This window comes from Nocardiopsis alborubida (genome assembly GCF_012396365.1).
In the GTDB taxonomy this organism is placed as follows: domain Bacteria; phylum Actinomycetota; class Actinomycetes; order Streptosporangiales; family Streptosporangiaceae; genus Nocardiopsis; species Nocardiopsis alborubida.
This window is the reverse complement of record NZ_JAAXPG010000006.1, coordinates 216,265-239,133: the sequence shown is the minus strand read 5'-3', so window position 1 is coordinate 239,133 and position 22,869 is coordinate 216,265. Positions and strand designations below refer to the sequence as shown.

The 22,869-nt window shown below is 73.0% G+C and carries 18 protein-coding genes; 1 reads left to right on the top strand and 17 read right to left on the bottom strand.

Features of this window, described 5'->3' with window-relative positions:
* Window positions 1–220: 220 nt before the first annotated feature.
* From HGB44_RS08695 to HGB44_RS08625, 15 genes are all read right to left on the bottom strand, one after another.
* Complete coding sequence (locus HGB44_RS08695) at window positions 221–1,927, bottom strand: hypothetical protein (RefSeq protein WP_061078493.1); 1,707 nt, start codon at window positions 1,925–1,927, stop codon at window positions 221–223.
* Window positions 1,928–1,994: 67 nt separating this feature from the next.
* Window positions 1,995–2,873 (bottom strand): DivIVA domain-containing protein, encoded by an 879-nt coding sequence (locus tag HGB44_RS08690; RefSeq protein WP_061078492.1) that lies wholly within the window; start codon window positions 2,871–2,873, stop codon window positions 1,995–1,997.
* A gap of 134 nt (window positions 2,874–3,007) precedes the next feature.
* Window positions 3,008–3,295 (bottom strand): YggT family protein, encoded by a 288-nt coding sequence (locus HGB44_RS08685; protein WP_061078491.1) that lies wholly within the window; start codon window positions 3,293–3,295, stop codon window positions 3,008–3,010.
* 39 nt (window positions 3,296–3,334) lie between these two features.
* A complete protein-coding gene (locus tag HGB44_RS08680) occupies window positions 3,335–3,853 on the bottom strand; it encodes a cell division protein SepF (RefSeq protein WP_013151954.1) in 519 nt (172 codons plus the stop codon).
* A gap of 127 nt (window positions 3,854–3,980) precedes the next feature.
* The gene (locus HGB44_RS08675) at window positions 3,981–4,709 is read right to left on the bottom strand and encodes a YggS family pyridoxal phosphate-dependent enzyme (RefSeq protein ID WP_061078490.1); all 729 of its coding nucleotides are present in this window, start codon (window positions 4,707–4,709) and stop codon (window positions 3,981–3,983) included.
* Between the two features lie 261 nt (window positions 4,710–4,970).
* Window positions 4,971–5,690 (bottom strand): peptidoglycan editing factor PgeF, encoded by a 720-nt coding sequence (pgeF, locus tag HGB44_RS08670; RefSeq protein WP_061078489.1) that lies wholly within the window; start codon window positions 5,688–5,690, stop codon window positions 4,971–4,973.
* Window positions 5,691–5,942: 252 nt separating this feature from the next.
* Window positions 5,943–7,439, bottom strand: a complete 1,497-nt coding sequence (gene ftsZ, locus HGB44_RS08665; protein ID WP_061078488.1) for a cell division protein FtsZ — start codon at window positions 7,437–7,439, stop codon at window positions 5,943–5,945.
* A gap of 469 nt (window positions 7,440–7,908) precedes the next feature.
* On the bottom strand, window positions 7,909–8,637 hold the full coding sequence (locus tag HGB44_RS08660; RefSeq protein WP_061078487.1) for a cell division protein FtsQ/DivIB: 729 nt from the start codon (window positions 8,635–8,637) through the stop codon (window positions 7,909–7,911).
* A gap of 57 nt (window positions 8,638–8,694) precedes the next feature.
* Entirely contained in the window at window positions 8,695–10,155 is a 1,461-nt protein-coding gene (gene murC, locus HGB44_RS08655) for a UDP-N-acetylmuramate--L-alanine ligase (RefSeq protein ID WP_061078486.1), read from the bottom strand.
* Complete coding sequence (gene murG / locus HGB44_RS08650; RefSeq protein WP_061078485.1) at window positions 10,152–11,312, bottom strand: undecaprenyldiphospho-muramoylpentapeptide beta-N-acetylglucosaminyltransferase; 1,161 nt, start codon at window positions 11,310–11,312, stop codon at window positions 10,152–10,154. Before murG ends, murC begins: the two co-directional genes overlap by 4 nt.
* The gene (ftsW, locus tag HGB44_RS08645) at window positions 11,309–12,739 is read right to left on the bottom strand and encodes a putative lipid II flippase FtsW (protein WP_061078484.1); all 1,431 of its coding nucleotides are present in this window, start codon (window positions 12,737–12,739) and stop codon (window positions 11,309–11,311) included. Before ftsW ends, murG begins: the two co-directional genes overlap by 4 nt.
* 166 nt (window positions 12,740–12,905) lie before the next feature.
* Entirely contained in the window at window positions 12,906–14,357 is a 1,452-nt protein-coding gene (gene murD, locus HGB44_RS08640) for a UDP-N-acetylmuramoyl-L-alanine--D-glutamate ligase (RefSeq protein WP_061078483.1), read from the bottom strand.
* Between the two features lie 2 nt (window positions 14,358–14,359).
* Window positions 14,360–15,433: a phospho-N-acetylmuramoyl-pentapeptide-transferase gene (gene mraY / locus HGB44_RS08635; RefSeq protein WP_061078482.1), complete on the bottom strand. Its 1,074-nt coding sequence runs from the start codon at window positions 15,431–15,433 to the stop codon at window positions 14,360–14,362.
* Window positions 15,430–16,878, bottom strand: a complete 1,449-nt coding sequence (locus HGB44_RS08630; RefSeq protein ID WP_061078481.1) for a UDP-N-acetylmuramoyl-tripeptide--D-alanyl-D-alanine ligase — start codon at window positions 16,876–16,878, stop codon at window positions 15,430–15,432. The genes mraY and HGB44_RS08630 overlap by 4 nt, the downstream gene beginning before the upstream one ends.
* A 379-nt stretch (window positions 16,879–17,257) precedes the next feature.
* The gene (locus HGB44_RS08625) at window positions 17,258–18,925 is read right to left on the bottom strand and encodes a UDP-N-acetylmuramoyl-L-alanyl-D-glutamate--2,6-diaminopimelate ligase (protein WP_168443983.1); all 1,668 of its coding nucleotides are present in this window, start codon (window positions 18,923–18,925) and stop codon (window positions 17,258–17,260) included.
* Between the two features lie 471 nt (window positions 18,926–19,396).
* Here HGB44_RS08625 and mmuM point away from each other — a divergent pair, with 471 nt between their 5' ends.
* On the top strand, window positions 19,397–20,308 hold the full coding sequence (gene mmuM / locus HGB44_RS08620) for a homocysteine S-methyltransferase (RefSeq protein WP_061078476.1): 912 nt from the start codon (window positions 19,397–19,399) through the stop codon (window positions 20,306–20,308).
* 134 nt (window positions 20,309–20,442) lie between these two features.
* On the opposite strand, the gene HGB44_RS08615 is transcribed toward mmuM, so the two are convergent.
* Window positions 20,443–22,413, bottom strand: a complete 1,971-nt coding sequence (locus tag HGB44_RS08615) for a peptidoglycan D,D-transpeptidase FtsI family protein (protein ID WP_061078475.1) — start codon at window positions 22,411–22,413, stop codon at window positions 20,443–20,445.
* Entirely contained in the window at window positions 22,410–22,868 is a 459-nt protein-coding gene (locus tag HGB44_RS08610) for a hypothetical protein (RefSeq protein ID WP_061078474.1), read from the bottom strand. The genes HGB44_RS08615 and HGB44_RS08610 overlap by 4 nt, the downstream gene beginning before the upstream one ends.
* Window position 22,869 lies beyond the last annotated feature (1 nt).

Sequence of the window (22,869 nt, the reverse complement as noted above, 5' to 3'; positions counted from 1 at the left end):
GGCCCGGTCCGTCCGCCCCCGGCGGGCGGGCCGGGCCGCTTGCGCTCGGCGGTCGCGGGTTCGCGCGCCGCGGTGGCCGCCGTGCCTCCGGGCGGCCCGAGCCGTGCGGGCGGCGCCGTCACGCGTTTCGCCGCGCAGTCCCGTGGTCGCCCTCCCCCCGCACCGGGAGGGCGCCAGCGCACGAGGGCGCCGCTCGGGTGAGCGGCGCCCTCGTCACGGTTCAGCGCTTGGTGTCGGAGGCGTCGTCGGAGGCGGTGCCGGAGGTGCGGTCGGCGACCTCCCGGTCCCCGCCGTCCGAGCCGTCGGCGGAGTGGTCCGTCCGGGCCGCGGAGGAGTCGTCCTCCCCCGAGGCCTCCTGGTCGGGCTCGGCGTCGGCCGGGGCCTCTCCGGGCCGCGCGCCGTCCTCATCGTCGCCGCGGGGGATGCGGTAGGAGAAGGCGTCCCTGGCGTCCCGCCCGTCGTCGGCGTCGTCCTCGGCCAGGTCGCTGTCCGGGATGCCGTCCGCCGCCTCGTCGGCCGCCTCGTCGGTCCCGCCGTCGCCGCGATCGCCGTCGGGGGCGTGCCCCTCTTCCGGCCCGGAGTCTTCGGAGACCACCGGGAGAACAGCCGTCTCCGGGCCTTCCCCGTCCGTACCGGGTCCGCCCGGGATCCGCTCCGGGGCGTACTCCTCCGGGTCGTCCTCGTGGTCAGCGGTGGGCACGGCCGCCTCGTCGGAGTCGTGTGCCCCGTCCGCCCCGGCGATGGCCGTGTCCTCGCTGGGCTCACCGGCCTCGCGTTCCTGGGGGGCCTCCGCAAAGAACGCGTCGTCGACGTCCTCCTCGACCGCGTCCCGCACGGCCCGCGAGTCGTCACCGCGCGAGGGGCCGTCCTCGAAGGCGTCCTCCTCCGCGGTCTCCTCCGCGGACGACCGGCCGGGGATGTCGTAGGCGAACGAGGCCCTGTCCGAGGCGCCGGTCCGCTGACCGTCGGTCCCGTCCTCGTCGCCGTCCTGGTCCTGGCCCTCGGGAACGTCGTAGGCGAGGAGGGCCGCGTCCGAGGCCCCGCTACCGGACCCGTAACCCCCGTCCTCGGGGAAGCGCTCCTCCACGGCCTCCGCCGGACGGGGGATGCTGTAGACGAAGGGCTCCTCGGAGGCGAACACGGAGCCGCCCCGCTCTTTGCCGCCGTCCTCGCCGGCGCGTTCCCCGGGAGCGTCCGCGAGGGGCGCGTCGTCGACGTCCTCCTCGACCGCGTGCTCCCCGAACGGGGTGCGGTCCTCGGCGGAGAAGCCGTCACCGGCCGGGGTGCGGCCGGGAATGTCATAGGTGAAGGCGGCGCCGGGGGCGGCCGCGGTGCGCTCGCCGGTCCCGTGCGCGGTGTCGGGTTCGTCCTCGGCGGCGATGTCAGCTTCGCTCTCCCAGGGCGCCGGGGCGCGGAGCGGCTGCTCCTCCTCTGGGGGTGCCGCCCAGGAGGGGGTCGGTTCAGCGGAGGGGGCGGCGGCGTGCGCCGCCGTGTCCGGTTCCGGCCAGTCGTGGGCCGTGGGGGTCTGCCAGCGGGGGACGTCGTACTCGGGTTCGCCGTGACCGGCGTCCTCCGCGGCCGGAGTCGGCCAGACGGGCCGCTCCGTGGCATGGGGCTCCCGCACCGGCTCGGAGGCCGGTGCGGGTACGCGCCCAGGGTTCTCCGACTCCACGTGCGCGGTGGGTACCGCCGCTGCCGCCGTGGCGGCCATGACGGGGACGGACGCCTTCCCCAAACCGTCCGTCCGATCCGGTCTGGCCCCGCTGCCGGACCTTCCCTGGAGCAGCGCCCCCAGTAGGAGGAGAACGCTGACGCCCGCCAGTCCCAGTGCGACGTACACCAGGAGGGTCTCGGCGAACACCAGGGCGGCCACGATGACGGCGATAGCCGTCAGCACCGCCACGGTTGCGAGGATGCTAAGGATCACGGGTCGACCAGGACCTTTACACGTGTTGTGCCGGAGTCTTCAGTTGTTCGAGCAGACGCCGCGGCGATCAGCGGCGCTCGTGCGGCTCGCCCGGGTGGAACCCGCCGTGCTGGGCCGGCTCGGGCTGCCCGAACGGGTTGCCCGTGGGGCCGTGCTGGAGCGAGGGCGTCCCGCCGGTCTGCGGGGCCATGGTCTGGAAGCCGCCCGTGGTGTTCGGGTTGTTCAGCTCCTGGGCCTTCTCCTCCTCGCTCTTGAGCTCGCGCAGCTGGCGCTCGAAGTAGTCCTTGAGGCGGCTGCGGTACTCACGCTCGAAGTCCTTGAGCACGTTGACCTTGTGCTCCAGCTCCTCGCGCTGCTGGACGAGGCTGCCCATGACCTGGCGGTGGCGCTCCTGCGCGTCGCGGTCGAGGTTCTCGGAGCGGGCGCGGGCCTCACCGATGATCTGGTCGGCCTGGCGGCGGGCCTTGCCGAGGATGTCCTCGGACTCGTGGCGGGCGCGGCCGAGGGTCTCGTCGGCCTCGCGGCGGGCGTCGGAGATCGCCTGGTCGGCGGTCTGCTGCGCGAGGGCCAGGACACGGGCGGCCGTGTCCATGTTCTCCTCGCCGCCCATGCCCATGCCGGGGCCGGCCATCTGCATCTGCTGCTGGACCGGGGGCTGGGGCTCGACGGCCTGCGGCGGCTGGACGGGCTCGGGACGCATCTGCTCGTGCTGCTGCGGCTCGGGCGCCTGGTCCTGCTGCTGGAAGTCCTGCATGCCGGCGTTGGGCACCTTGCCCCGCAGGCACTCGGCCAGCTTGCCGCGCAGTTCCTCGTTCTCCTGGATCAGGCGGTCGAGCTCGGACTCGACCTCGTCGAGGAAGGCGTCGACCTCTTCTTCGTCGTATCCCGGTCGGAGCCGGGTGGTACTGAACTGCTTGTTCCGCACATCGGCGGGTGTCAGCGGCATGTTCGTCTCCTTGGCGCGCTTGGAGTCTGTCCGTAGGGACGCTACATGATCGTGACCTTACGGCAATCCAGATCATGACCAAGACCACATAGCGGAATCCGGGGCGGTTCCTTCCGCCTACGTCTACTCTTCTGCTAGGCGAAGCTCCCGAGCAGTGCGATCAAGATGTAGACGCCGAAGAAGAGCACCAGGACGCTCAGGTCGAGCGCGATGCTCCCCAGACGTACGGGCTTGATGAACCGACGCAGGAAACTCAGTGGCGGGTCGGTGATCGTGTACACGATCTCGGCGATCACGAGCACGAACCCCGTGGGGCGCCACGATCTGGAGAAGGACTGCACCATCTCCAGGATCACCCTGGCCAGCAGCACGAAGACAAACAGCTGCAGGATGATGATCAGCACGGACAGGACGGTACTCACGGTCGTTCCTCGACCCAATCTCTGGACAAATGTGACGTTCTAGCTCTGATTGAAGAACCCTCGCTCGGCGATCCGCGCCTTGTCCTCGGCAGTCACCTCGACGTTGGCCGGGGACAGCAGGAACACCTTGTTGGTGACGCGTTCGATACTGCCATGCAGACCGAAGATCAGACCAGCCGCGAAGTCGACCAGACGCTTGGCGTCGCTGTCGACCATCTCGGTCAGGTTCATGATCACCGGCGTACCCTCTCGGAAGTGCTCTCCGATGGTACGCGCCTCGTTGTAGGTACGCGGATGGAGCGTGGTGATCCGCGCGAGGTCGGCGGTGGAAGCGGTCGCGGTCGTGCCACCGCGACCTGAGCCCAGGTAACCGCCGGTGTCCATCACGTCGCCTCGCGCTTCCTCGCCGGGCGGGGCGTCAGCGTCGCGTTCACGCTGCTCTTCCACCCCCTCGTCGAAATCGTCGAACTCATCATATTCGTCCGCATAGCGGTGATCGTAACGGTCGTCCTCCACGAGGCCGAGGTAGACCGCCATCTTGCGCATCGCGCCGGCCATCTCATGTCCTCCGTCGTCCCCGCGGCCTTCACCGCAGCCGACTCCTTCGCACTGTCCCGTCCGTTCTCGGGGAGAGCGTCCATTCGGGCGAACTCCACAGACGGGTTCCAAGGTCTATGTGGGGACATTACCCCACGATCGGTCCCCGGTTGCCGAGCAACGCCGTACCGAGTCGCAGGTGTGTCGCGCCTCGCTCGACCGCCGCCTCCAGGTCCCCGCTCATGCCCGCGGACACCACCGTCGCCCGAGGATAGCGATCGCGGATACGGGTCGCGACCCCCTGGAGACGGGCGAAGGCGGCCGAGGGGTCGCCCTCGCGGGGGGCGACCGCCATGACGCCGCCCAGCGCGAGCGCCTCGTGCTCCTCGATCCGCGCGGCGAGTTCGAGCGCGTCCTCCGGGTCGACACCCCCGCGCGGACCGATCACCCCGGCCCGCGAGTCCGCGTCGAGGTTGACCTGGACCAGGCAGGTCAGGCTCCGTCCGGCCGCGGCGGCGCGCTCCCCCAGCACCCGGGCCAGCCTGGCCCGGTCGACCGAGTGGACGACATCGGCGTAGGAGGCCACCGACCGCGCCTTGTTGGTCTGCAACTGGCCCACGAAGTGCCAGGTCAGGCCCAGGTCAGCGGTCTCGGCGGCCTTGGGCGCCGCCTCCTGGTCGCGGTTCTCGCCCACGTCGGTCACACCGAGTGAGGCGAGAATCCGCACATCGGAGGCCGGGTGTGTCTTGGTGACGGCGACCAGGGACACCTCGCCGGGGCTGCGGTCGGCCCTGGCGCAGGCCGCCTCGATCCTGGCCCGCGCGGCGGCGAGGTTGGCGCGGACCTGCTCGACGCGAGCCGGGTCGGCGTGTGTCACGGTGCTCCTTCTTTCGCTGGGACGGATCCCATTCGCTCTACTTCCTACACCCCCGTCACCCCGGGTACCCCGGACCTCGGGAACGCCGGGCCCGTCGGGGCCCCGCGTCCGGCGCGGGGCCGGGGGCACCGTGGCGCCCGGCGCAGCCGGGCGCGGAACCGCCCGGGAGACGCACGGACCCCGGCACATGACGGAGGCGGAAGAGGAAACCGGGCTGCCCCGGTGGTCCCACGACACCATCCTGGTGGCCGGGTGCGACGTTCAGACGCGCCAGAGGAAGGCGGCGAACCTGCCGGTCGGCGCCTGACCGCGGTGGGAGAACAGTTCGGGGCTCTCCAGGGTGCAGCGGCCGTCGGCCCGGATGTCGGTGACGCCCGCCCGGCGCAGCTGGGCGGTGACGGCGGCGCGCATGTCCACTCCGGCGGTGCCCCGGCTCGTGGTGCAGGCGGCCTCGGGGGCCCCGAGCGCGGTCTCGTCGCGCACGTGGGGCGGGACCTCGTAGCACCCGCCGCAGATGGCGGGGCCCAGGTAGGCGGTGATCCGGTCGGCGCGGGCTCCCTGGCCGGTCATCGCCGCGACCAGGTTGGCGGCCACGCCGTGCGCGGTACCCAGGCGGCCGGAGTGCGCGGCGCCCAGGACTCCGGCCTCGGCGTCGGCGGCCAGGACCGGCAGGCAGTCGGCGGCCATCGAGGCCAGGACCAGGTCGGAGCGGGTGGTGACCACCCCGTCGCAGGTGCCCGCGCCCCCGGGTCCGGTGGCCACGAGGACGTCGGCGCTGTGCACCTGGTGCATCCACACGACCCGGTCGACGTCGAACCCCAGGTCGCGGGCGGCGATCTTGCGGTTGGCCAGCACCGCCTCGCGCTCGTCCTCCGAGCCCAGACTCATGTTGAGAGAGTCGTAGGGCGGGGCGCTCACTCCTCCGTGCCGTTCGGTGACGGCGGCACGGATCCCGTGGCCCAGGTCGATGACGTTGCTCATCCGGTGGTGTTTCCTCCCCGCTCCTGCCGGAGGGGGATCCCCGGGCCGCGTCGCCCGGCGGGCGTTCGAGGCCGGCGGCCGGTAACGGCCGGATCCCGGCCCCGGCGCGGGCTCCTTGCGGGAGCGGGCTCCCGCGGGGCCCGCCTCGCCGTCCCCCCGGTCCAGGACACTACCACCGCCCGAACCGTCCCCGACTGGGCGGACACCGCCCCGGAAGCGGCGACGACCCCGGCCCGAGGGCCGGGGTCGGAGCTACTTCAGGAACTCCGGGACGTCGAGGTCGTCGGGGTCGTCGAAGATGACCCGGCGCCGGGGCGTGGGCACGTCCCCGCGCCGCTCGGCGGTGGCGTCCGAGACCGCGTGGATGTGACCCGCGTGGCCGCCCTCGCGCGCGGCGGGCTCCTCCTCGGCCGGAGCGGGCTCCTCGGCGCGAACCGGTTCGGTCGGCTGGGCCTCCGCCTGGAAGGCGGACGTGCCGTGGGACGGGGTCTGCTGTGTCGGGCCCGGCTCGGCCGGAGCTGCCTGGGTGTACTGCTCCTGGTGGGCGGGCTCGGCCTCGACCGGCTGCTGGACCGGCGGAGTCTGGGGCGCCGGCGGCGTCCACTGTGGCTCCGGGGCGGACTCGGCCGGACGGGACGGTGTGATCCACGGCATGTTGGCGGCCGACGCCCCGCTCGCGTCCGCGGAGGCGGGCGCCGCCGGAGCGGTCCGTTCCTCCCTGCCGGACGTGATGCCTGCCTTGGGGGCGGCGGCCTCAGGAGGGTCCACCGGCTGGCGCTCCCGCACCACCGGGAGCACGCCCTCCGGTTCGTCGAAGCCGGCCGCGATGACGGTGACCCTCACCTCGTCGCCCAGGGCGTCGTCGATGACGGCGCCGAAGATGATGTTGGCCTCGGGCGCCGCCGAGTTCGCGACGAGCTGCGCCGCCTCGTTGATCTCGAAGAGCCCCAGGTCGGAGCCGCCCTGGATGGACAGCAGCACGCCGTGGGCCCCGTCGATACTCGCTTCCAGAAGTGGTGAGGAGATCGCCATCTCCGCCGCCGCGACCGCCCGGTCGTCCCCGCGTGCCGACCCGATGCCCATGAGCGCCGATCCCGCCCCGGACATGACCGACTTGACGTCGGCGAAGTCCAGGTTGATGAGTCCCGGCGTGGTGATCAGATCGGTGATGCCCTGCACACCGGACAGGAGTACCTGGTCGGCGGCCTTGAAGGCGTCCAACACGCTGACCTGGCGGTCGGAGATGGACAGCAGCCGGTCGTTGGGGATCACGATGAGGGTGTCGACCTCCTCGCGGAGCATCGCTATCCCCGACTCGGCTTGGGTGGCCCGCCTCTTGCCCTCGAATCCGAAGGGACGGGTGACCACGCCGATGGTCAGGGCGCCCAGGGACCGGGCGATGTTGGCCACCACCGGGGCGCCCCCGGTTCCGGTTCCACCGCCCTCACCAGCGGTGACGAAGACCATGTCGGCCCCCTTGAGGACCTCCTCGATCTCCTCCCGGTGGTCCTCGGCCGCCTTGCGGCCGACATCGGGGTTGGCGCCGGCTCCGAGGCCGCGGGTGAGTTCGCGCCCGACGTCCAGCTTGACGTCTGCGTCACTCATCAGCAGCGCCTGGGCGTCAGTGTTGATGGCGATGAACTCGACGCCCTTGAGCCCCTCTTCGATCATTCGGTTGACGGCGTTGACACCGCCGCCGCCGATGCCGACGACTTTGATGACCGCGAGGTAGTTCTGCGGTGCTGCCACGACGAGGGGCCTTTCCGCTCGCTTACGCCGTTCCGTCACCGCGACCGGTGGCTGTGCGCCACCGGAGGCGCCGTTGGTCCGGCATCCGGTTCTACAGTGTGCGTTTCGGGTTCCCCGACGGGTCGTCCACGACGCCGTGACCGGGGGACCCCGGACCGCCGGAGCCTCCGTCCACCCGCCCGGGGAGGGCTGGTGCGGTCCGCCGTGGGGCGGAACGGTTCCCGCGTACCCGAAAAGCCTGTTCTGGTGCTTTGTTGACGTTCGGTTGTGTTTCCCGACAGTAAGCGGACCGCCGACCACGGGCAACCGATGACGAGTTCAGCCTAACGGCGCACAACACGGGGAAGCGATGTGCGCCCTCGGCGCGTCGCGTCTGGAATGTCCGCGCAGGCCGCCGGAGGGTCCCGCCGGGACCCTCCGGCCCGGCCCCCGCCCCTTCCCTTTCCTGTGTCTGGTGTCTGGGAACGCTTCACCTCACGACCGCGAGGTCGGGCGCGGACACGTCGTAGACGCGGTCCTCCTGCGGCGGGTGTTCACCGATGAGCACCCGCAGGACGTCGCTCTTGCGCGCGGTCTCCTCGGGCGAGCCCCACTCGACGCGGGCGTCCTCGGCGAGTTCGACGGTGATCGCCTCGGGGTCGGTGGCGTCGATGAGCCGGATCCGGGAGAGGAGGGAGTCCGGTGCCCGTTCGACGATGTCGGCGGCCGCGGCGACGGCCTCGTTGCCCTCGACCTCCCCGGTGACGCGGACCAGCGGGTAGGCGTCGGGAAGGCTCGACGCGTCCTCGATGCGCACGCCGTCGGCGTCGACCAGCCGGTAGTCCTCCCCCACCCGGACGGCCAGCAGCGGCTGGCGTTCGACCACCTCGACCTCCAGGGTGGCGGGCCAGCCGCGGCTGACCGTGGCCGACTCCACCAGGGGCAGCGCCTCGGCCCGCTCCACGCTCCGGTCGAGGTCGACCCTGATCAGGGGTGTCCCGGTGGCCACGCCCACTGCCGCGACCACCTCCTCGGAGGGGATCCGGTCCAGGCCGGTGACCGCGACGTCGCGGACCACGAGCAGGCGGGAGCCGAGCAGCAGCCAGGCGACCACGCAGACCAGGGCGACCACCAGCAGAGCCACGAAGGCGAACTTCCAGGGATCGGACCGCTTGCGCGGCACCGCCTGTTCAGCGGCCTCCTCCTGCCCAGCGACCACCTACGCCCCTTCCGTGTGTCTGCTCGTCCGTTTCCCCCGTCGTCCGCCGCTCCCGCCTCAGTTCCCGGTGCCGTCGGCCCTCTCGGCGAGCGCCTCGACGATGCGCGGGCCCAGCTCGGTGACGTCGCCGGCGCCCATGGTGAGCACGATGTCGCCGGGGCGGGCCAGCTCGGCCGCCCGGCGCACGGCCTCGTCGCGGCCGGGTACGTACCGCACGCGGTCGTGCGCGACACGGGAGGTGATCAGCTCGCCGGTGACCCCGGGCTCGGGGTCCTCGCGGGCCGCGTAGACCTCGGTGACCACGACCTCGTCGGCCAGGCTCAGCGCGGCGGCGAACTCCTCGGCGAAGATGCGGGTGCGGCTGTACAGGTGGGGCTGGAACAGGGCCAGGACCCTGCCCCCGGCGTGCTCCCGACCGGCCTCGCGCGCCTCCTCGGCCAGGGACTCCAGCGCCGCCCGGGTCGCGCGCAGGTCGGCCTCGATCTCGGTGGGGTGGTGGGCGTAGCTGTCGTAGACGGCCACTCCCCCCGCCTCGCCCTTGGGCTCGAAGCGGCGCGCGGCGCCGGCGAAGTCGGCGATGCCCTCCACCGCCACCTCCAGGTCGTGGCCCAGCTCGTCGGCGACCGCGACGGCCGCGGCCGCGTTGAGCACGTTGTGGCGGCCCGGGACGGCGAGCTGGCCGTCCACGGGCTCCCCGCCCGCGGTGCGGATGGTGAACTCGGTGGTGAAGCCGCGGGCGCGCACCCGGGTGACGCGGTAGTCGGCGTCCTCGGCCTCGCCGTAGGTGAGCACCCGTTTGCCGCGCTCGCGGGCCAGCTCGGCCACCCGGCGGGCGCCGGGGTCGTCCACGCCCACGACGAGCGTGCGCTCGACCCGGTCGACGAACGAGGCGAAGTTGGCGTGGATCTCCTCGATGCCGCTGTAGTTGTCCAGGTGGTCGGCCTCGACGTTGGTGACCACGGCGATCTTGGGGGAGAGCATGAGGAAGGAGCCGTCGCTCTCGTCGGCCTCCACCGCGATGACCTCGCCGATGCCGGCGTCGGCGCCCAGGCCGGTGGTGACCAGCTTGCCGCCGATGACGTAGCCGGGGTCGGCGCCCACGTGCTGGAGCACCACCGCGACCATGGACGTGGTGGTGGTCTTGCCGTGGGTGCCCGAGACGGCGACGCCCTCGCGACCCAGCAGCAGCGCGCCCAGGGCCGCGGCCCGGGGCAGCACCCGCAGGCCGCGGCGGCGCGCCTCGGCCAGTTCGGGGTTGTCCTCGCGGATGGCGGAGGAGACCACCAGGGTCTCCGCCGTGCCGAGGTTCTCGGCGGCGTGCCCCACGTGGACGTCGGCGCCCATCTGCTCCAGTTCACGCAGGGTGTCGCTGTCGCGGGCGTCGCTGCCCGAGACCTCCACTCCCGACTGGAGCAGGACTCGGGCGATGCCGGACATGCCCGCCCCGCCCAGGCCGATGAAGTGGGTACGGCCCAGCTTGTCCACGGGCACCGGCTCGGTCTGCCGCACCAGGCTCATCGGGTGTCCTTCCCGTCGTCGTAGAAGGCCTCGTCGCCGTCGTCCTCGGGCACGGGCATGTCGGGCGTGGGTTTGTCGCCGCGGGCGATGGCCGTGACCTCGCGGGCCAGTTCCATGTCGGCGTCGCGGCGGCCCATCCGGGCGGCCGCCTCGGACATGGCCACGACCCGGTCGGTGTCGGTGAGCAGCGGGATGAGCTGCCGGGTGACCCACTCGACGGAGACGTCGGCGTTGTTGACCACCATCCCGCCGCCCGCCTGGACGATGGGTTCGGCGTTGAGGGCCTGCTCGCCGTTGCCGATGGCCAGCGGCACGAACGCGCCGGGCAGGCCGACGGCGGTCAGCTCCGCGCAGGTCATCGCGCCGGAGCGGCACATGGCCACGTCGGCGGCGGCGTAGGCCATGTCCATGCGGTCCACGTAGGGGACGGCGACGTAGGGGACGCCCATCTGGGTGAGGTCCTGGGGCTCGTCGGCGTTCTTGGGGCCGACCACGTGCAGGACCTGGACACCGCTGTCGCGGAAGGCGTCGCGGGCGGCGTAGGCGGTCTCGTTGATGCGCTGGGCGCCCTGGGAGCCGCCGAAGATCAGCAGGGTGGGCAGGTCGTGGCGCAGGCCGAAGTAGGTGCGGGCCTTGTCTCCCATGGCCAGCCGGTCGAGCGAGGTGATCTGCTGGCGCAGCGGGATGCCCACGAAGCGGCCGTTGCGGATCTGGGTGTGGGGGTGGCCGGTGAACACGTGCGGGGTCAGGCGCGCGCCCAGCCGGTTGGCCAGGCCCGGCAGGGGGTTGGCCTCGTGGACGACGATGGGGATGCGCCTGCGGCGGGCGGCCAGGTAGCCGGGCGTGGCCACGTAGCCGCCGAAACCGACGATGATGTCGGCCTGGAGGCGGTCCAGGTGCTCACCGGCCGCGCTGAGGGCGCCCGCGAGCTTGCCGGGCACGCTGAGCAGCTGCGGGGTGAGCCTGCGCGGCAGGGGGACGGCCGGGATGATGCCCAGCTCGTAGCCGCGCATGGGCACCAGACGGGTCTCCAGGCCCCGCTCGGTGCCCAGGCAGAGGATCTCCGTGCTGGGGTCCATGCGCCGCAGCGCGTCCGCAAGGGAGAGTGCGGGCTCGATATGCCCGGCCGTGCCGCCTCCGGCGAGGGCTACCCTCATCGTCGCCGATTCCTCCTTGGCCGGTCACCCGCCGGGACCGGTCCGCTCCTGTGCTTGGCCGTTGTCCTGCCACCGCGGGCGCCCGCCGTGCGTGGGCCGCGTGCCGTGGTGGGTCGCCCGGACGCCGCCGCGCCGCCGAGGTTGCTGACCGAGGCGGCGATGTTGTCCAGGCCCAGCCAGCTTAGAGCCCTTTGCACCCGACTGGGACCCCGGGCCTCCAGCGCCTTGCGCGCCTCGGGCTCGGTCTTGGCCAGCGCCAGCAGCACGCCCAGGGCCACCATGGTGGTCACCAGGGACGAGCCCCCGTAGGAGACCAGGGGCAGCGGGACGCCGGTGACGGGCAGCAGCCCGATGACGGCGCCCATGTTGATCATGGCCTGGCCCATGATCCAGGCGACGATGGCGAAGGAGGCCAGGCGGGGGAAGGGCTCCTTGACGCGGAAGGCCACGCGCAGACCGGCGTAGCCGAGCATGCCGAACAGGACGAGCATGAGCAGGGTGCCGATGAGGCCGAACTCCTCGCCGATGATGGCGAAGACGAAGTCGGACTCGGCGAAGGGCAGGAAGCCCCACTTCTCACGACTCTCACCGATGCCGACGCCGAGGATCCCGCCGGTGCCCAGGGCGTAGAGGCTGTGCAGCGACTGCATGCCCGAACCCAGGGGGTCGGCCTCGGGGTCCAGGAAGGAGGTGACGCGCGCCATGCGGTAGGGCTCGATGGCGATGGCGATGGCGGCCAGTCCCAGGACCAGGCCGAACATGGCCCCGAAGAGCCTGCCGGGCGCGCCGACCACCCACAGCAGGCCCAGGAAGGTGACCAGGAACACCAGGCCCGTGGACAGGTTGGAGCCCATCAGCACCAGCAGGACCAGCAGGCCGCATCCGGGCAGCAGCGGGATGAGCAGGTGCCGCCACTCGGTGAGCTCGCGCAGCTCCTCCTTGCGGGCCAGGATGTTGGCGCCCCACAGGGCGAAGGCGAGCTTGGCCGGTTCGGAGGGCTGGATGACCAGGCCGCCCAGGTCCAGCCAGCGGGTGGCGCCGTTGACCTCCACGCCCTGGAAGACGGTGAGCAGCAGCAGTGCCGCCGAGACGATCATCGCCGGGTAGCCGACCAGCCGGAAGATCCGCTGGGGCAGGTGGGAGGCGAGGAGCATCAGCGGCAGGCCGAGGGCGGCCGAGACCAGCTGCTGCTGGAACATCGAGAAGGCCGAGCCGGTCTCGTCGATGGAGTTGACCATCGTGGAGGACAGCACCATCATCAGGCCCAGCGCGATGAGCAGGACCGAGGTACCCAGGATCAGGTAGTACGAGGTGAGCGGCCGGTCCAGCAGGCGGACCCACTCGCGCCACAGGGCGCGCTCGCGCCCGCCCGCCGCCGCGCGCACCTTGGACCGGGTCGCCCCGGGAACCGCCGTCGTCGCCGCCATCCACACCCTCCGCACGAAATTCGCGCCTCAATACTGGCGTACCGGCGGGTGGGAAGCCGTGGACATTTCGCGCGTGTTGGCCATCTTTGGCGGCCCGTGGCGTGGCGGAGGGCACAGTGGGGGCCGCCCGCGCGCATTCTGTCACGCACGGGCGGTGTTACGTCACTCAGAGCAAGCGGCGCACGGCCTCGGCGAAGAGGCGACCCCGCTCGTGGTAGTCGGTGAACATATCCATGGAGGCGGCCGCGGGCGCCAGCAGCACGGTGTCCCCCTCCCCGGCCAGGGAGGCGGCGGCGGCGACCACCGCGTCCATGACGGTGCGGTCCCCCTCGGCGGGACCCTCGACCTCCAGCACCGGCACCCCGGGGGCGCGTTCGGCCAGGGCCTCGCGCAGCCGGGCGCGGTCGGCGCCGATGAGCACGGCGCCGCGCAGGCGGTCGGCGGCCATCGCGGCCAGGTCGTCGACCTCGGCGCCCTTGAGCAGGCCGCCCGCGATCCAGACCACGGACGGGTAGGCGCCCAGGGACGCGGCGGCGGCGTGCGGGTTGGTGGCCTTGGAGTCGTCCACGTAGTCCACGCCTCCCGCCGAGGCCACGAGGGCGATGCGGTGCGGCTCGGGCTCGAAGGCGGTCAGCCCGGCCCGGACCGAACCGGGGTACACGCCCACCGAGCGGGCCAGCGCGGCGGCGGCCAGGGCGTTGGCGACGTTGTGCGGCGCGGCCGGGCGCACGTCGGAGAGCGTGGCCAGTTCCTCGGCGCTGCTGTGCGGGTCCTCGACGAAGGCCCGGTCCACCAGCAGGTCCTCGACCACGCCGACCTCGCCCGCGCGGGGCGTGTCCAGGCGGAAGCCGACCAGCGGCGTGTGCGGGTCGCCGTCCTCCTCGGCCAGGCGCGCCGACCAGGCGTCGGCGGTGTTGACGACGCGGACGGTCCCGGGCGCGTAGACCCGGCCCTTGGCGCGGGCGTAGGGCTCCAGACCGCCGTGCCAGTCCAGGTGGTCGGAGGCGATGTTGAGGACGGTCGCGGCGTGCGGGCGCAGGCTGGAGGACCAGTGCAGTTGGAAGCTGGACAGCTCCACGGCCAGGACCTCGCGGACGCGGCCCTCGGAGTCGGGCTGGACCGCCTCCACGACCGGGGTGCCGACGTTGCCGACGGCGAGCGCGTCGCGGCCGTCCGCACGGAGCATCGCCTCCAGCATGCGCACGGTGGTGGTCTTGCCGTTGGTGCCGGTCACGGCCAGCCACACCTGGTCGGCGGGCTTGAGCCGCCAGGCGAGTTCGACGTCGCCGATGACCTCGATCCCGGCCTCGGCGGCCCGGACCAGCAGCGGGGAGTCGGGGCGCCAGCCGGGTGAGGTGACGACCAGGTCGCAGTCCCCGGGCAGCGGGGTGGCGCCAAGGACCACCTCGGCGCCCTCCGCCCGGAGCCGGTCTGCCACCGGGCGGACGGTGTCGTCGTCGCGGCCGTCGACGACCGTCACGCGGGCCCCGCGGGCCAGGAGCGCCCTGGCCACGGGGGGCCCGGACACGCCCAGGCCCGCGACGCAGACCCGGCGCCCCTCCATGGGCGCGCCCTCGGGTGCGGGGCCGGACGGTGTGTCGGAAGCGTGGTGCGCCATGCCTACCTCGGCATCCATTCCAGGTAGAAGAGCCCGATGGCGATCGCCACGAACAGGCCCTGGATGATCCAGAAGCGGATCACGATGGTGGGTTCGGCCCAGCCCTTGAGCTCGAAGTGGTGCTGGAGGGGCGCCATGCGCAGCACGCGTTTGCCGGTGAGGCGGAACGAGGTGATCTGGACCATCACCGACAGGGTGATGATGACGAACAGGCCGCCGATGAGCAGAAGCAGGAGCTGGGTGCGGGTGGTGATGGCCAGGCCCACGATCAGGCCGCCCAGGGCCAGGGAGCCGGTGTCGCCCATGAAGATCTTGGCGGGCGGGGCGTTGAACCACAGGAAGGCGATGCAGGAGCCGAGCACGGAGGCGGCCACCACGGCCAGGTCCAGGGGGTCGCGGACCGTGTAGCAGCTGTCCGAGAGGTAGGACACGCAGGACTGGCGCAGCTGCCAGTTGCCGATGATGACGTAGGCGACCAGGGACAGGATCGTCGCGCCGGTGGCCAGGCCGTCGAGGCCGTCGGTCAGGTTCACCGCGTTGGAGAAGCCGACGATGAGGAAGAGGGCCCACAGGACGAACAGGCCGATCATCAGCGGGGGGCCGAAGTCGCGGAGGAAGGAGATGCTGGGGGCGGCGGGGGTGTAGCCGTAGCCGTTGGGGAAGAGGGTGACGCCGTAGGCGAAGCCCACGCCGACGATGGCCTGGCCGACCATCTTCGCGCCGCTGCGCAGGCCCAGGCTGCGGCGCTTGTAGATCTTGATGAAGTCGTCGAGGAAGCCGACGCAGCCCATCCCGACGAACAGGAACATCACCAGCAGGCCCGAGGCGGTGGGCCCGCTGGAGCTGGGCTGCACGATCAGGAGCACCACGTGGGAGCCGAAGTAGCCCACGACGGCGCCGAGGATGACGACGATGCCGCCCATGGTGGGCGTGCCCTGCTTGGTCTTGTGGCCCTCGGGTCCGTCGTCGCGGACCTCCTGGCCGAACTTGAACCGGTACAGGAGCTTGATCAGCGGGGGCATCAGCCCCATGGAGACGACGAGCGCGAGGGCCGCCGCCAGAGTGATGCCGATCACCGGGCGTCACCCTCCGTGATGAGGTCGATAACCCTTTCGAGCCCTGCCACGCGTGATCCCTTCACAATGACGACGTCTCCTGTGCGCATCCGCGCGCGCACCGCCGCGGCGGCCTCGTGAACGTCCGCCACGCGGACGCTCTCGCCCTGCCACAGTCCCTGCCGCGCGGCGCCCTCGGCGCCGACGGCGATGCCCTCGGCCGCCTCACCGACCACGACCAGGTGGGCCACGCCCGTGCGTGCGGCGAGCTCACCGATCCTCTCGTGCTCGACCCCGCCGTCCTCGCCGAGCTCGGCCATGTGGGCCAGGACGGCGATGGAGCGGCGGCCCCGGGCGAGGGCGCCCAGGGTGGTCAGCGCCGCCCGCATGGACTCGGGGTTGGCGTTGTAGGCGTCGTTGACGAGGGTGGCGCCGGCGTGCTCGGTGACCTCCATCCGCCACCGGCTGACCGGTGTGGCGGCGCCGAGCGCCGCGGCGATCTCGTCCACGTCCATGCCCAGTTCGTCGGCGACCGCGGCGGCGGCCAGCGCGTTGTGGATCTGGTGGGCTCCGACGAGGGCCAGTTCCACCCGGGCGGTGCGCCCGGCCAGGTGGAGGGTGAAGGAGGGGGCGCCCGTGTCGCGCAGGACCACGTCCGTGGCGCGCACGGCGGCGTCCTCCCCCAGTCCGTAGGTGACCACGCGCGCACGGGTGCGCGAGGCCATGGCGTTCACGCGCGGGTCGTCGGCGTTGAGGACGGCGACCCCTCCCCCGCCCCTGGCCTCGGCTCCCGGCGGGAGCGCCTCGACCAGCTCGCCCTTGGCCTTGGCGATGGCGTCGCGGTCGCCGAACTCCCCCATGTGGGCGCTGCCGACGTTGAGCACCACACCGATCCGGGGCGGGGCCACGCCGCACAGGTGGGCGATGTGCCCGATGCCGCGGGCGGCCGCCTCCAGGACCAGGTACCGGGTGCCGGTGTCGGCGCGCAGCACGGTGAGGGGGTGGCCGATCTCGTTGTTGAACGAGCCCGCCGGGGCGACGGTCGGGCCCATACGGGCCACGACCTGCGCGATGAGGTCCTTGGTCGTGGTCTTGCCGGAGGATCCGGTGACCGCGACGACCTCGGCGCGCTCCGCTCCGCGGCGGGGATCGCTGAGTTCTCCCGCGACGTGCCGGGCCAGCCGCGTCAGGGCGGCGACCACTCCCTCGTCCCCGCCCTCCGCCAGGAGGTGGGGGGCGTCGACGGGCCGGGAGACCAGGGCCGCCGCCGCTCCGTCCGCGACCGCGGACGCGGCGAAGTCGTGCCCGTCGACGCGTTCGCCGCCCAGGGCGACGAAGAGCGCGCCGGGCGCTGCCTGCCGCGAATCGATGACGACGGGGCCGTCGACGACGGCTTCGGGGCGCGCTGATCCGCCGATGGCGGTTTGGGTGATCTCAGCGATCCGATCGAGCGTGAGCGCGATCAAATCCACTCCTCATGTCAGGCCCGGTCCACGACGCCACAGGGGCGGCTGGCCACCCGGCCGGAGTCTCAGGTCAGGGGATGACACCGCGGATGCCGCGCGTTGCCGCGCCGGGCCTCACCACGGTGTCGGCATGGGCCGCGTCGTGGTCGCCACCGGGGGCGTCACGTGTCGGGCTGCGATTGCCGGACCTACCTTAGAACATCTTGGGGCGTCCGGGATCCCGCCGGGCCCCGCGGGCGGCAATATGCGCCACTTCGTGACCGTCGGCCCGGACCTGCCCCGAAGCGCTCGGACGCCGTCCGGCACGGACTCGGAGGGGGCGCGGGCCGCGCCCGCGCCCCCTCGTCGAGTTGGTTCGCACTCCGGGAGTGTCGGGGTGTCAGCCCTGGTCAGGCACCCGGTGGATGTCCTGGAGGGCGACACCCAGCCGCTCACGGGCGCTCATGCCGAGGTGGTCCTCGATGGCCGCGCGCAGCACCTCGCGGTCGTCGAAGGGCAGTACCTCGCCCTTGACGTACTGGCCGGTCTCGTGACCCTTTCCAGCGACGACCACCACATCGCCCGGACGGGCGCGCTCGACGGCCAGGCGGATGGCCTCGGCCCGGTCGAACTCCACCGTGACCCGGGCGCGGTGCTCCTCGGGGACCTTGGCGACCCCTTCGAGCATCGACGCGGCGATGCTCACGGGGTCCTCGGTGCGCGGGTTGTCGTTGGTGATGACCACCTGGTCGGCCAGGCGCGCGGCGGCCTCGCCCATGAGCGGGCGTTTGGCGCGGTCGCGGTCGCCGCCGCAGCCGACCACCATGGTCAGCCCGCCCTCGGTGGTGGCGCGCAGGGCCGTCAGGACGGCCTCGATGGCGCCGGGCTTGTGCGAGTAGTCCACGAGCGCGGTGAAGTCCTGGAAGGCGTGGGGCACGGCGTTGGCCACGACCGGTTCCATGCGCCCGGGCACGCCCGGGGCGGCGGCCACACCGGCGATCGCGGTCTCCAGCGGCAGCCCGGCCTCGACCAGTCCGACGATGGCGGCCATCGCGTTGGAGACGTTGAAGGGGCCGGGCAGGGCGATGGAGGCGTTGGCCTCCATGCCGCCGGGGCCCACGATGCGGAAGGCGCTCCCCGTGGCCCCCAGACGCACGTCCACGGCCCGCCAGTCGGCCTCCATGGCGGTGGCGGGGTCGGCGTCGGTGTAGCCGTCCACGGCGAAGGTGGTGACGGGGACGCGGCCGTCGGCCTGCACCATGTCCACGAGCGCGCGGCCGAAGCGGTCGTCGGCGTTGACCACCGCGATGTCGCAGTACTCGGGGGTGAACAGGCGGGCCTTGGCGTCGAAGTAGTCGCGCAGGTCGGAGTGGAAGTCCAGGTGGTCCTGGGACAGGTTGGTGAAGACCGCGACGTCGTAGCGGGTGCCGCCCACCCGGCCCAGGGCCAGGGCGTGGCTGGAGACCTCCATGGCGGCGGCGGAGACGCCGCGTTCGCGCATGAGGGCGAACAGGCCGTGCAGGTCGGTGGCCTCCGGCGTGGTGAGCGAGGAGGTGACGCGCTCGTCACCCACCCGCATCTCCACGGTGCCGACGAGGCCGGTGTGCATCCCGGCGTGGCGCAGGCCCGACTCGACCAGGTACGTGACGGTGGTCTTGCCGCTGGTGCCGGTGGTGCCGATCAGCAGCAGGTCCTGCGCCGGGTCCTTGAAGATCCACGAGGCCGCCGTGCCCAGCGCGGCGCGCGCGTCGGGGACCACGACGACGGGCAGCCCGGTGGCGGCGGCCCGCTCGGCCCCGTCACCGTCGGTGAGGACGGCGGCGGCGCCCGCCTCGGCCGCCTGCGCGGCGAAGTCGGCGCCGTGCGCGCGGGTCCCGGGCAGGGCGGCGTACAGGTCGCCGGGCCCCACCTTGCGGGAGTCGTGGGTGATACCGCGGACGTGCACCTCCCTGTCGGGCACCTCGGGGGGTCGGTCCGCGCCCAGATCCGGGCGCAGGAGGGAGGTGTCCGGCCCGAGCAGCGCTGCGAGGGCGGACAGTGGACGAAGTGGCGTGTGTTCAGGTCGCATTACCGGTGGCACGTGTGGAGGTTAACCGCTGTCGACGACCGGCCGGTAATTTCCACGCTGCGTTCGCCGAGGTTTCCCGAACCGGGCGTTTCGCCCAGGTTGCGCGTGTTCGTCGCACGCGTCGATGACCGTCCTGTGTCCTTCGCGGCCGGGGGCGCGTCCTCCGCGGGCGGGCCCCGGGAACCGACGACCGAGAGGAGGAGCGACCGTGCCCTGGCGGGCTCCGGACGGTGCGGCGGCAGGCAGCCCTGGTCGGGCTGTCCCGCACCTGGTCTGGAGGTCTCCTCAGCTTGCGGGGGTTTGTCCGGGCGCCCGCGGGGTTCTGGAGGCGGCGGAGGCGGGTTTTCGCGGAAGGACCGCGCCGTAGGCGTCGGTTGAGGGTGGTGGCGGGCGACGGGTGGGGCGAAGCGAAGCGGAGGCCCCAAGGAACACTGCCTAGTCTGGAGGTCTCCTCGCACGCGGAGGTGGCACATGGCCGGAACCGTCCCGTCGGAGCGCCCCCTGGTGCTCGACGGCGGGCTGGCGACCCGTCTGGAGGCCTACGGCCGCGACCTGGGCGGCGGGCTCTGGTCGGCTCGGCTGCTGGCCGAGGAGCCCGACCTCGTCCGCAGGGTGCACCGGGACTACTTCGAGGCTGGCGCGGACGTGGCCATCGCCGCCGGTTACCAGGCGAGCGTTCCGGCGCTGACCGCGCGTGGCGCCACCGAGGCCGAGGCCCTGGCGCTGATCGCCCGCTCGGTGGAGCTGGCGCGGGCCGAGCGCGACGCGTTCGGCTCCGGCCTGGTGGCCGCCGGGGTGGGCCCCTACGGCGCGGCCCGGGCGGACGGCTCGGAGTACACCGGCGACTACGACCTGGACGAGGAGGGCCTGTACGCCTGGCACCGGGAGCGCTGGCGGGTGCTCGCCGACGCCGGGGCCGACCTGCTCGCCTGCGAGACCGTCCCCTCGGCGGCCGAGGCCCGTGCGCTGGCCCGGCTGCTGGCCGAGACCCCCGGCGCCCGCGCGTGGATCAGCTTCTCCTGCCGGGACGGCGAGCGCGTCAGCGACGGCACGCCCCTGCGGGAGGCCGCCGCCGAACTCGCCCCTCTGCACACCGCCGGACTCCTGGTGGCGGTGGGCGTCAACTGCACCGCGCCCCGGCACGTCCCCGCGCTGGTGCGCGCGGTCGCCGCGTGCGGCGTCCCGGCGGTGGCCTACCCCAACTCCGGGGAGGAGTGGGACGCGGCGCGGGGTCGGTGGACCGGCACGGCCGATCCCGAGGAGTTCGGCCGTGCCGCCGTGGGCTGGTACGAGGCCGGAGCGGTGCTCGTGGGCGGGTGCTGCCGCACCGGCCCCGAGCACGTGCGCTCCGTGCGCGCCCACCTGGACCGCGCCGCGCCCTGACCCGGTGGCCCGGCTCCGACCGGCCGTGATCTCGTACCCGTGGCGGGGTTCGAGCGCCGAGACCGGCCGCAAGCACGAGACCAACGCGGGCCAGGGCACGCGCCTCACACCGGCGTCGCTTCCGGCCAGCCCTCCTAACCGGCGCCCTGCTCCTCCGACAGCCGGATGGCGGGCGGCTCTGTCCCCGACGGCGGGATCTTCAGCGTCTTGAGCGCGAAGGACATGATGTCGTTGAACACCGGCCCCGCGGCCTCGCCGCCGTAGTAGTCCTCCTGCGGGTCGTGCAGCACCACCTGGACGACGACCTCGGGGTCGTCGGCGGGCGCGAACCCGGAGAAGGTGGACGTGTACCCGCCGCCGTCGTAGCCGCCCGTCTCGGGGTCGATCCGGTTGGCGGTACCGGTCTTGCCCGCGACCCGGTACCCGTCGATGCGGGCCTGGGGCGCGGTGCCCTCGTCGCTGGTGACCGCCTCCAGCATCAGCGCGAGCTGCCCGGCGGTCTCCTCGCTGAACACGCGCCGCTGTTCGGGCTCCTCGGACGGGGTGAACTCCCCCTGGGCGTTCACCGTCCCGGCGACCACCCGGGGCTCCACCCGCACCCCGCCGTTGGCGACGGTGGCGTACACCGACGCCATCTGCGCGGCGGTCACCGACAGGCTGTGGCCGATGGAGACCGACGGCAGCTGGGTGCCCCACCAGTCCTCCGGATCGTTGAGGACGCCCGCCTGCTCACCGGGCAGCTGGAGCCCGGTCGGCTGCCCGAGCCCGAAGTCCTCCAGGTAGGAGTGCAGGACGCCCCGTCCCACCTGGTCGGCGATCTTGATGGTGCCCACGTTGCTGGACTGGGCCATGATGCCGTTGGTCGTCAGGCGCAGGGTCTCGTGGGGGCTGGAGTCGTTGAACGTCTGGTCCAGGTACCGGATGCTGTCGGGCACGGTGTAGACCGTCTCCGGGGTGGTGAGCCCCTCCTCCAGGGCGGCGCCGATGGTGATGACCTTGTTGGTGCTGCCCGGCTCGAAGATCGTGGCCACCGCGCCGTTGGACCACTGCTCGGCGGAGCTGGAGGAGATGTCGCTCTGGGAGTAGGTGGGGTAGTCGGCCATGGCGAGGATCTCACCGGTGCCGACCCGCTCCACGATGACACTGCCGCCCTGGGCGTCCAGCTCCTCCACGCGCTCGGCGAGGGTCTGGGCGGCGTACCACTGGATGTCCTGGTCCAGGGTCAGGCGCACGTCCTGGCCCGGCTCGGGCTCACTGACCAGGCCGCCCGCCATGGGGATCTGGGTGCCGTCGGCGCCCACCTCGACGCGGCGCTTGCCCGCCTCACCGGCCAGGGTGTCGTTGAGGTAGCCCTCCAGCCCCTCCAGGCCGTGGCCCTCGGCGCCCACGAAGCCGACGAGGTCGGCGGCACCGGTCTCCTCGGGGTAGACGCGCTCGTAGGAGGTCTGCGAGCCCAGACCGGACAGGTTGAGGCCGGCCAGCTCCTCCCACTCCTCGGGCAGGACCCCGCGGGCGACCACCTCGTAGCGGCTGGGCGCGGCGTCCACCTTCTGGGCGACCTCGTCCTCCTCCAGGCCGAAGCGGGTGACGAGCTCCTCGACGAGCTGGTCGCGCTCGTCCTCGGCGACCATCTCGGGATCGACGAAGACGGTGCGCACCTCCAGCGACAGCGCGAAGGGGTTGCCGTCGGCGTCGGTGATCTGGCCGCGCAGGGTGGGGATGTCGATGGTCTGGAGGCGCGTGTTGGAGGCCGCCTCGGCGTAGTGGTCGGCCTCCACGACCTGGATCTGCACCAGGCGTCCGGCGAAGAGCAGCAGGACGGCCATGATCAGGGCCCCGCCGATCTTGATGCGGCCCGGCGGCTCGCCCCTGCGGAAGGTACGGCGCAGCAGGGGCGGGAACGAGGGCGGGGAGCCCCCGCGGCGGGGGCGCTCACCGCCGCGCGCCTCCCGTGCCGGACGCCCCTGGGCGCGCGCCGAGGGGCGGGTACCGCCGTCGGGGCGGCGCGGCTCGCGCTGGGGCCGCCTGTTGGGACGGGACCCCGAGCGGTTGGCCGCCCCGGGCCTGCGCGGGTCCCGGGGACGCCGGTCCCTGGGAGCGCTCACTCACCGCTCCCGATGGCGCCGCTGATCTCGCCGGTGTCGGGATCGAGGAAGAGCGGGGGCTCGCCGCCCTGCTCCATGCCCATGGCCTCGGCCTCGTCGGAGATGCGCTCGGCGCTCTCCAGCTCGGCGACGTCGCGACGCGCCTGCTGCTCCGCGTAGGACAGCTCCTGGTTCTCCTCCTGGAGGTTGGAGATGGCGAAGGCCTCCTCGGCCACGACGCTGCGCAGGACGAGCAGGCTGACGAGCGTGGCCCCCAGCAGGAACAGGATGAGCAGGACGAAGGGGATGCGCGGCGCCCGGCCCTGTGTGCCGCCCCCGGACCGGGTGCGCCCGGCCGGTGCGGGCGCGGACTTGGCCGGGGGCCTGGCCGCGCGCTTGGGCCGCGCGGGGGCCTTCCCGGCTGGGGCCTTGCCACCGCGGGCGGGTGCGCGGCGCGTGTCCGTCCTCGTGCTCATC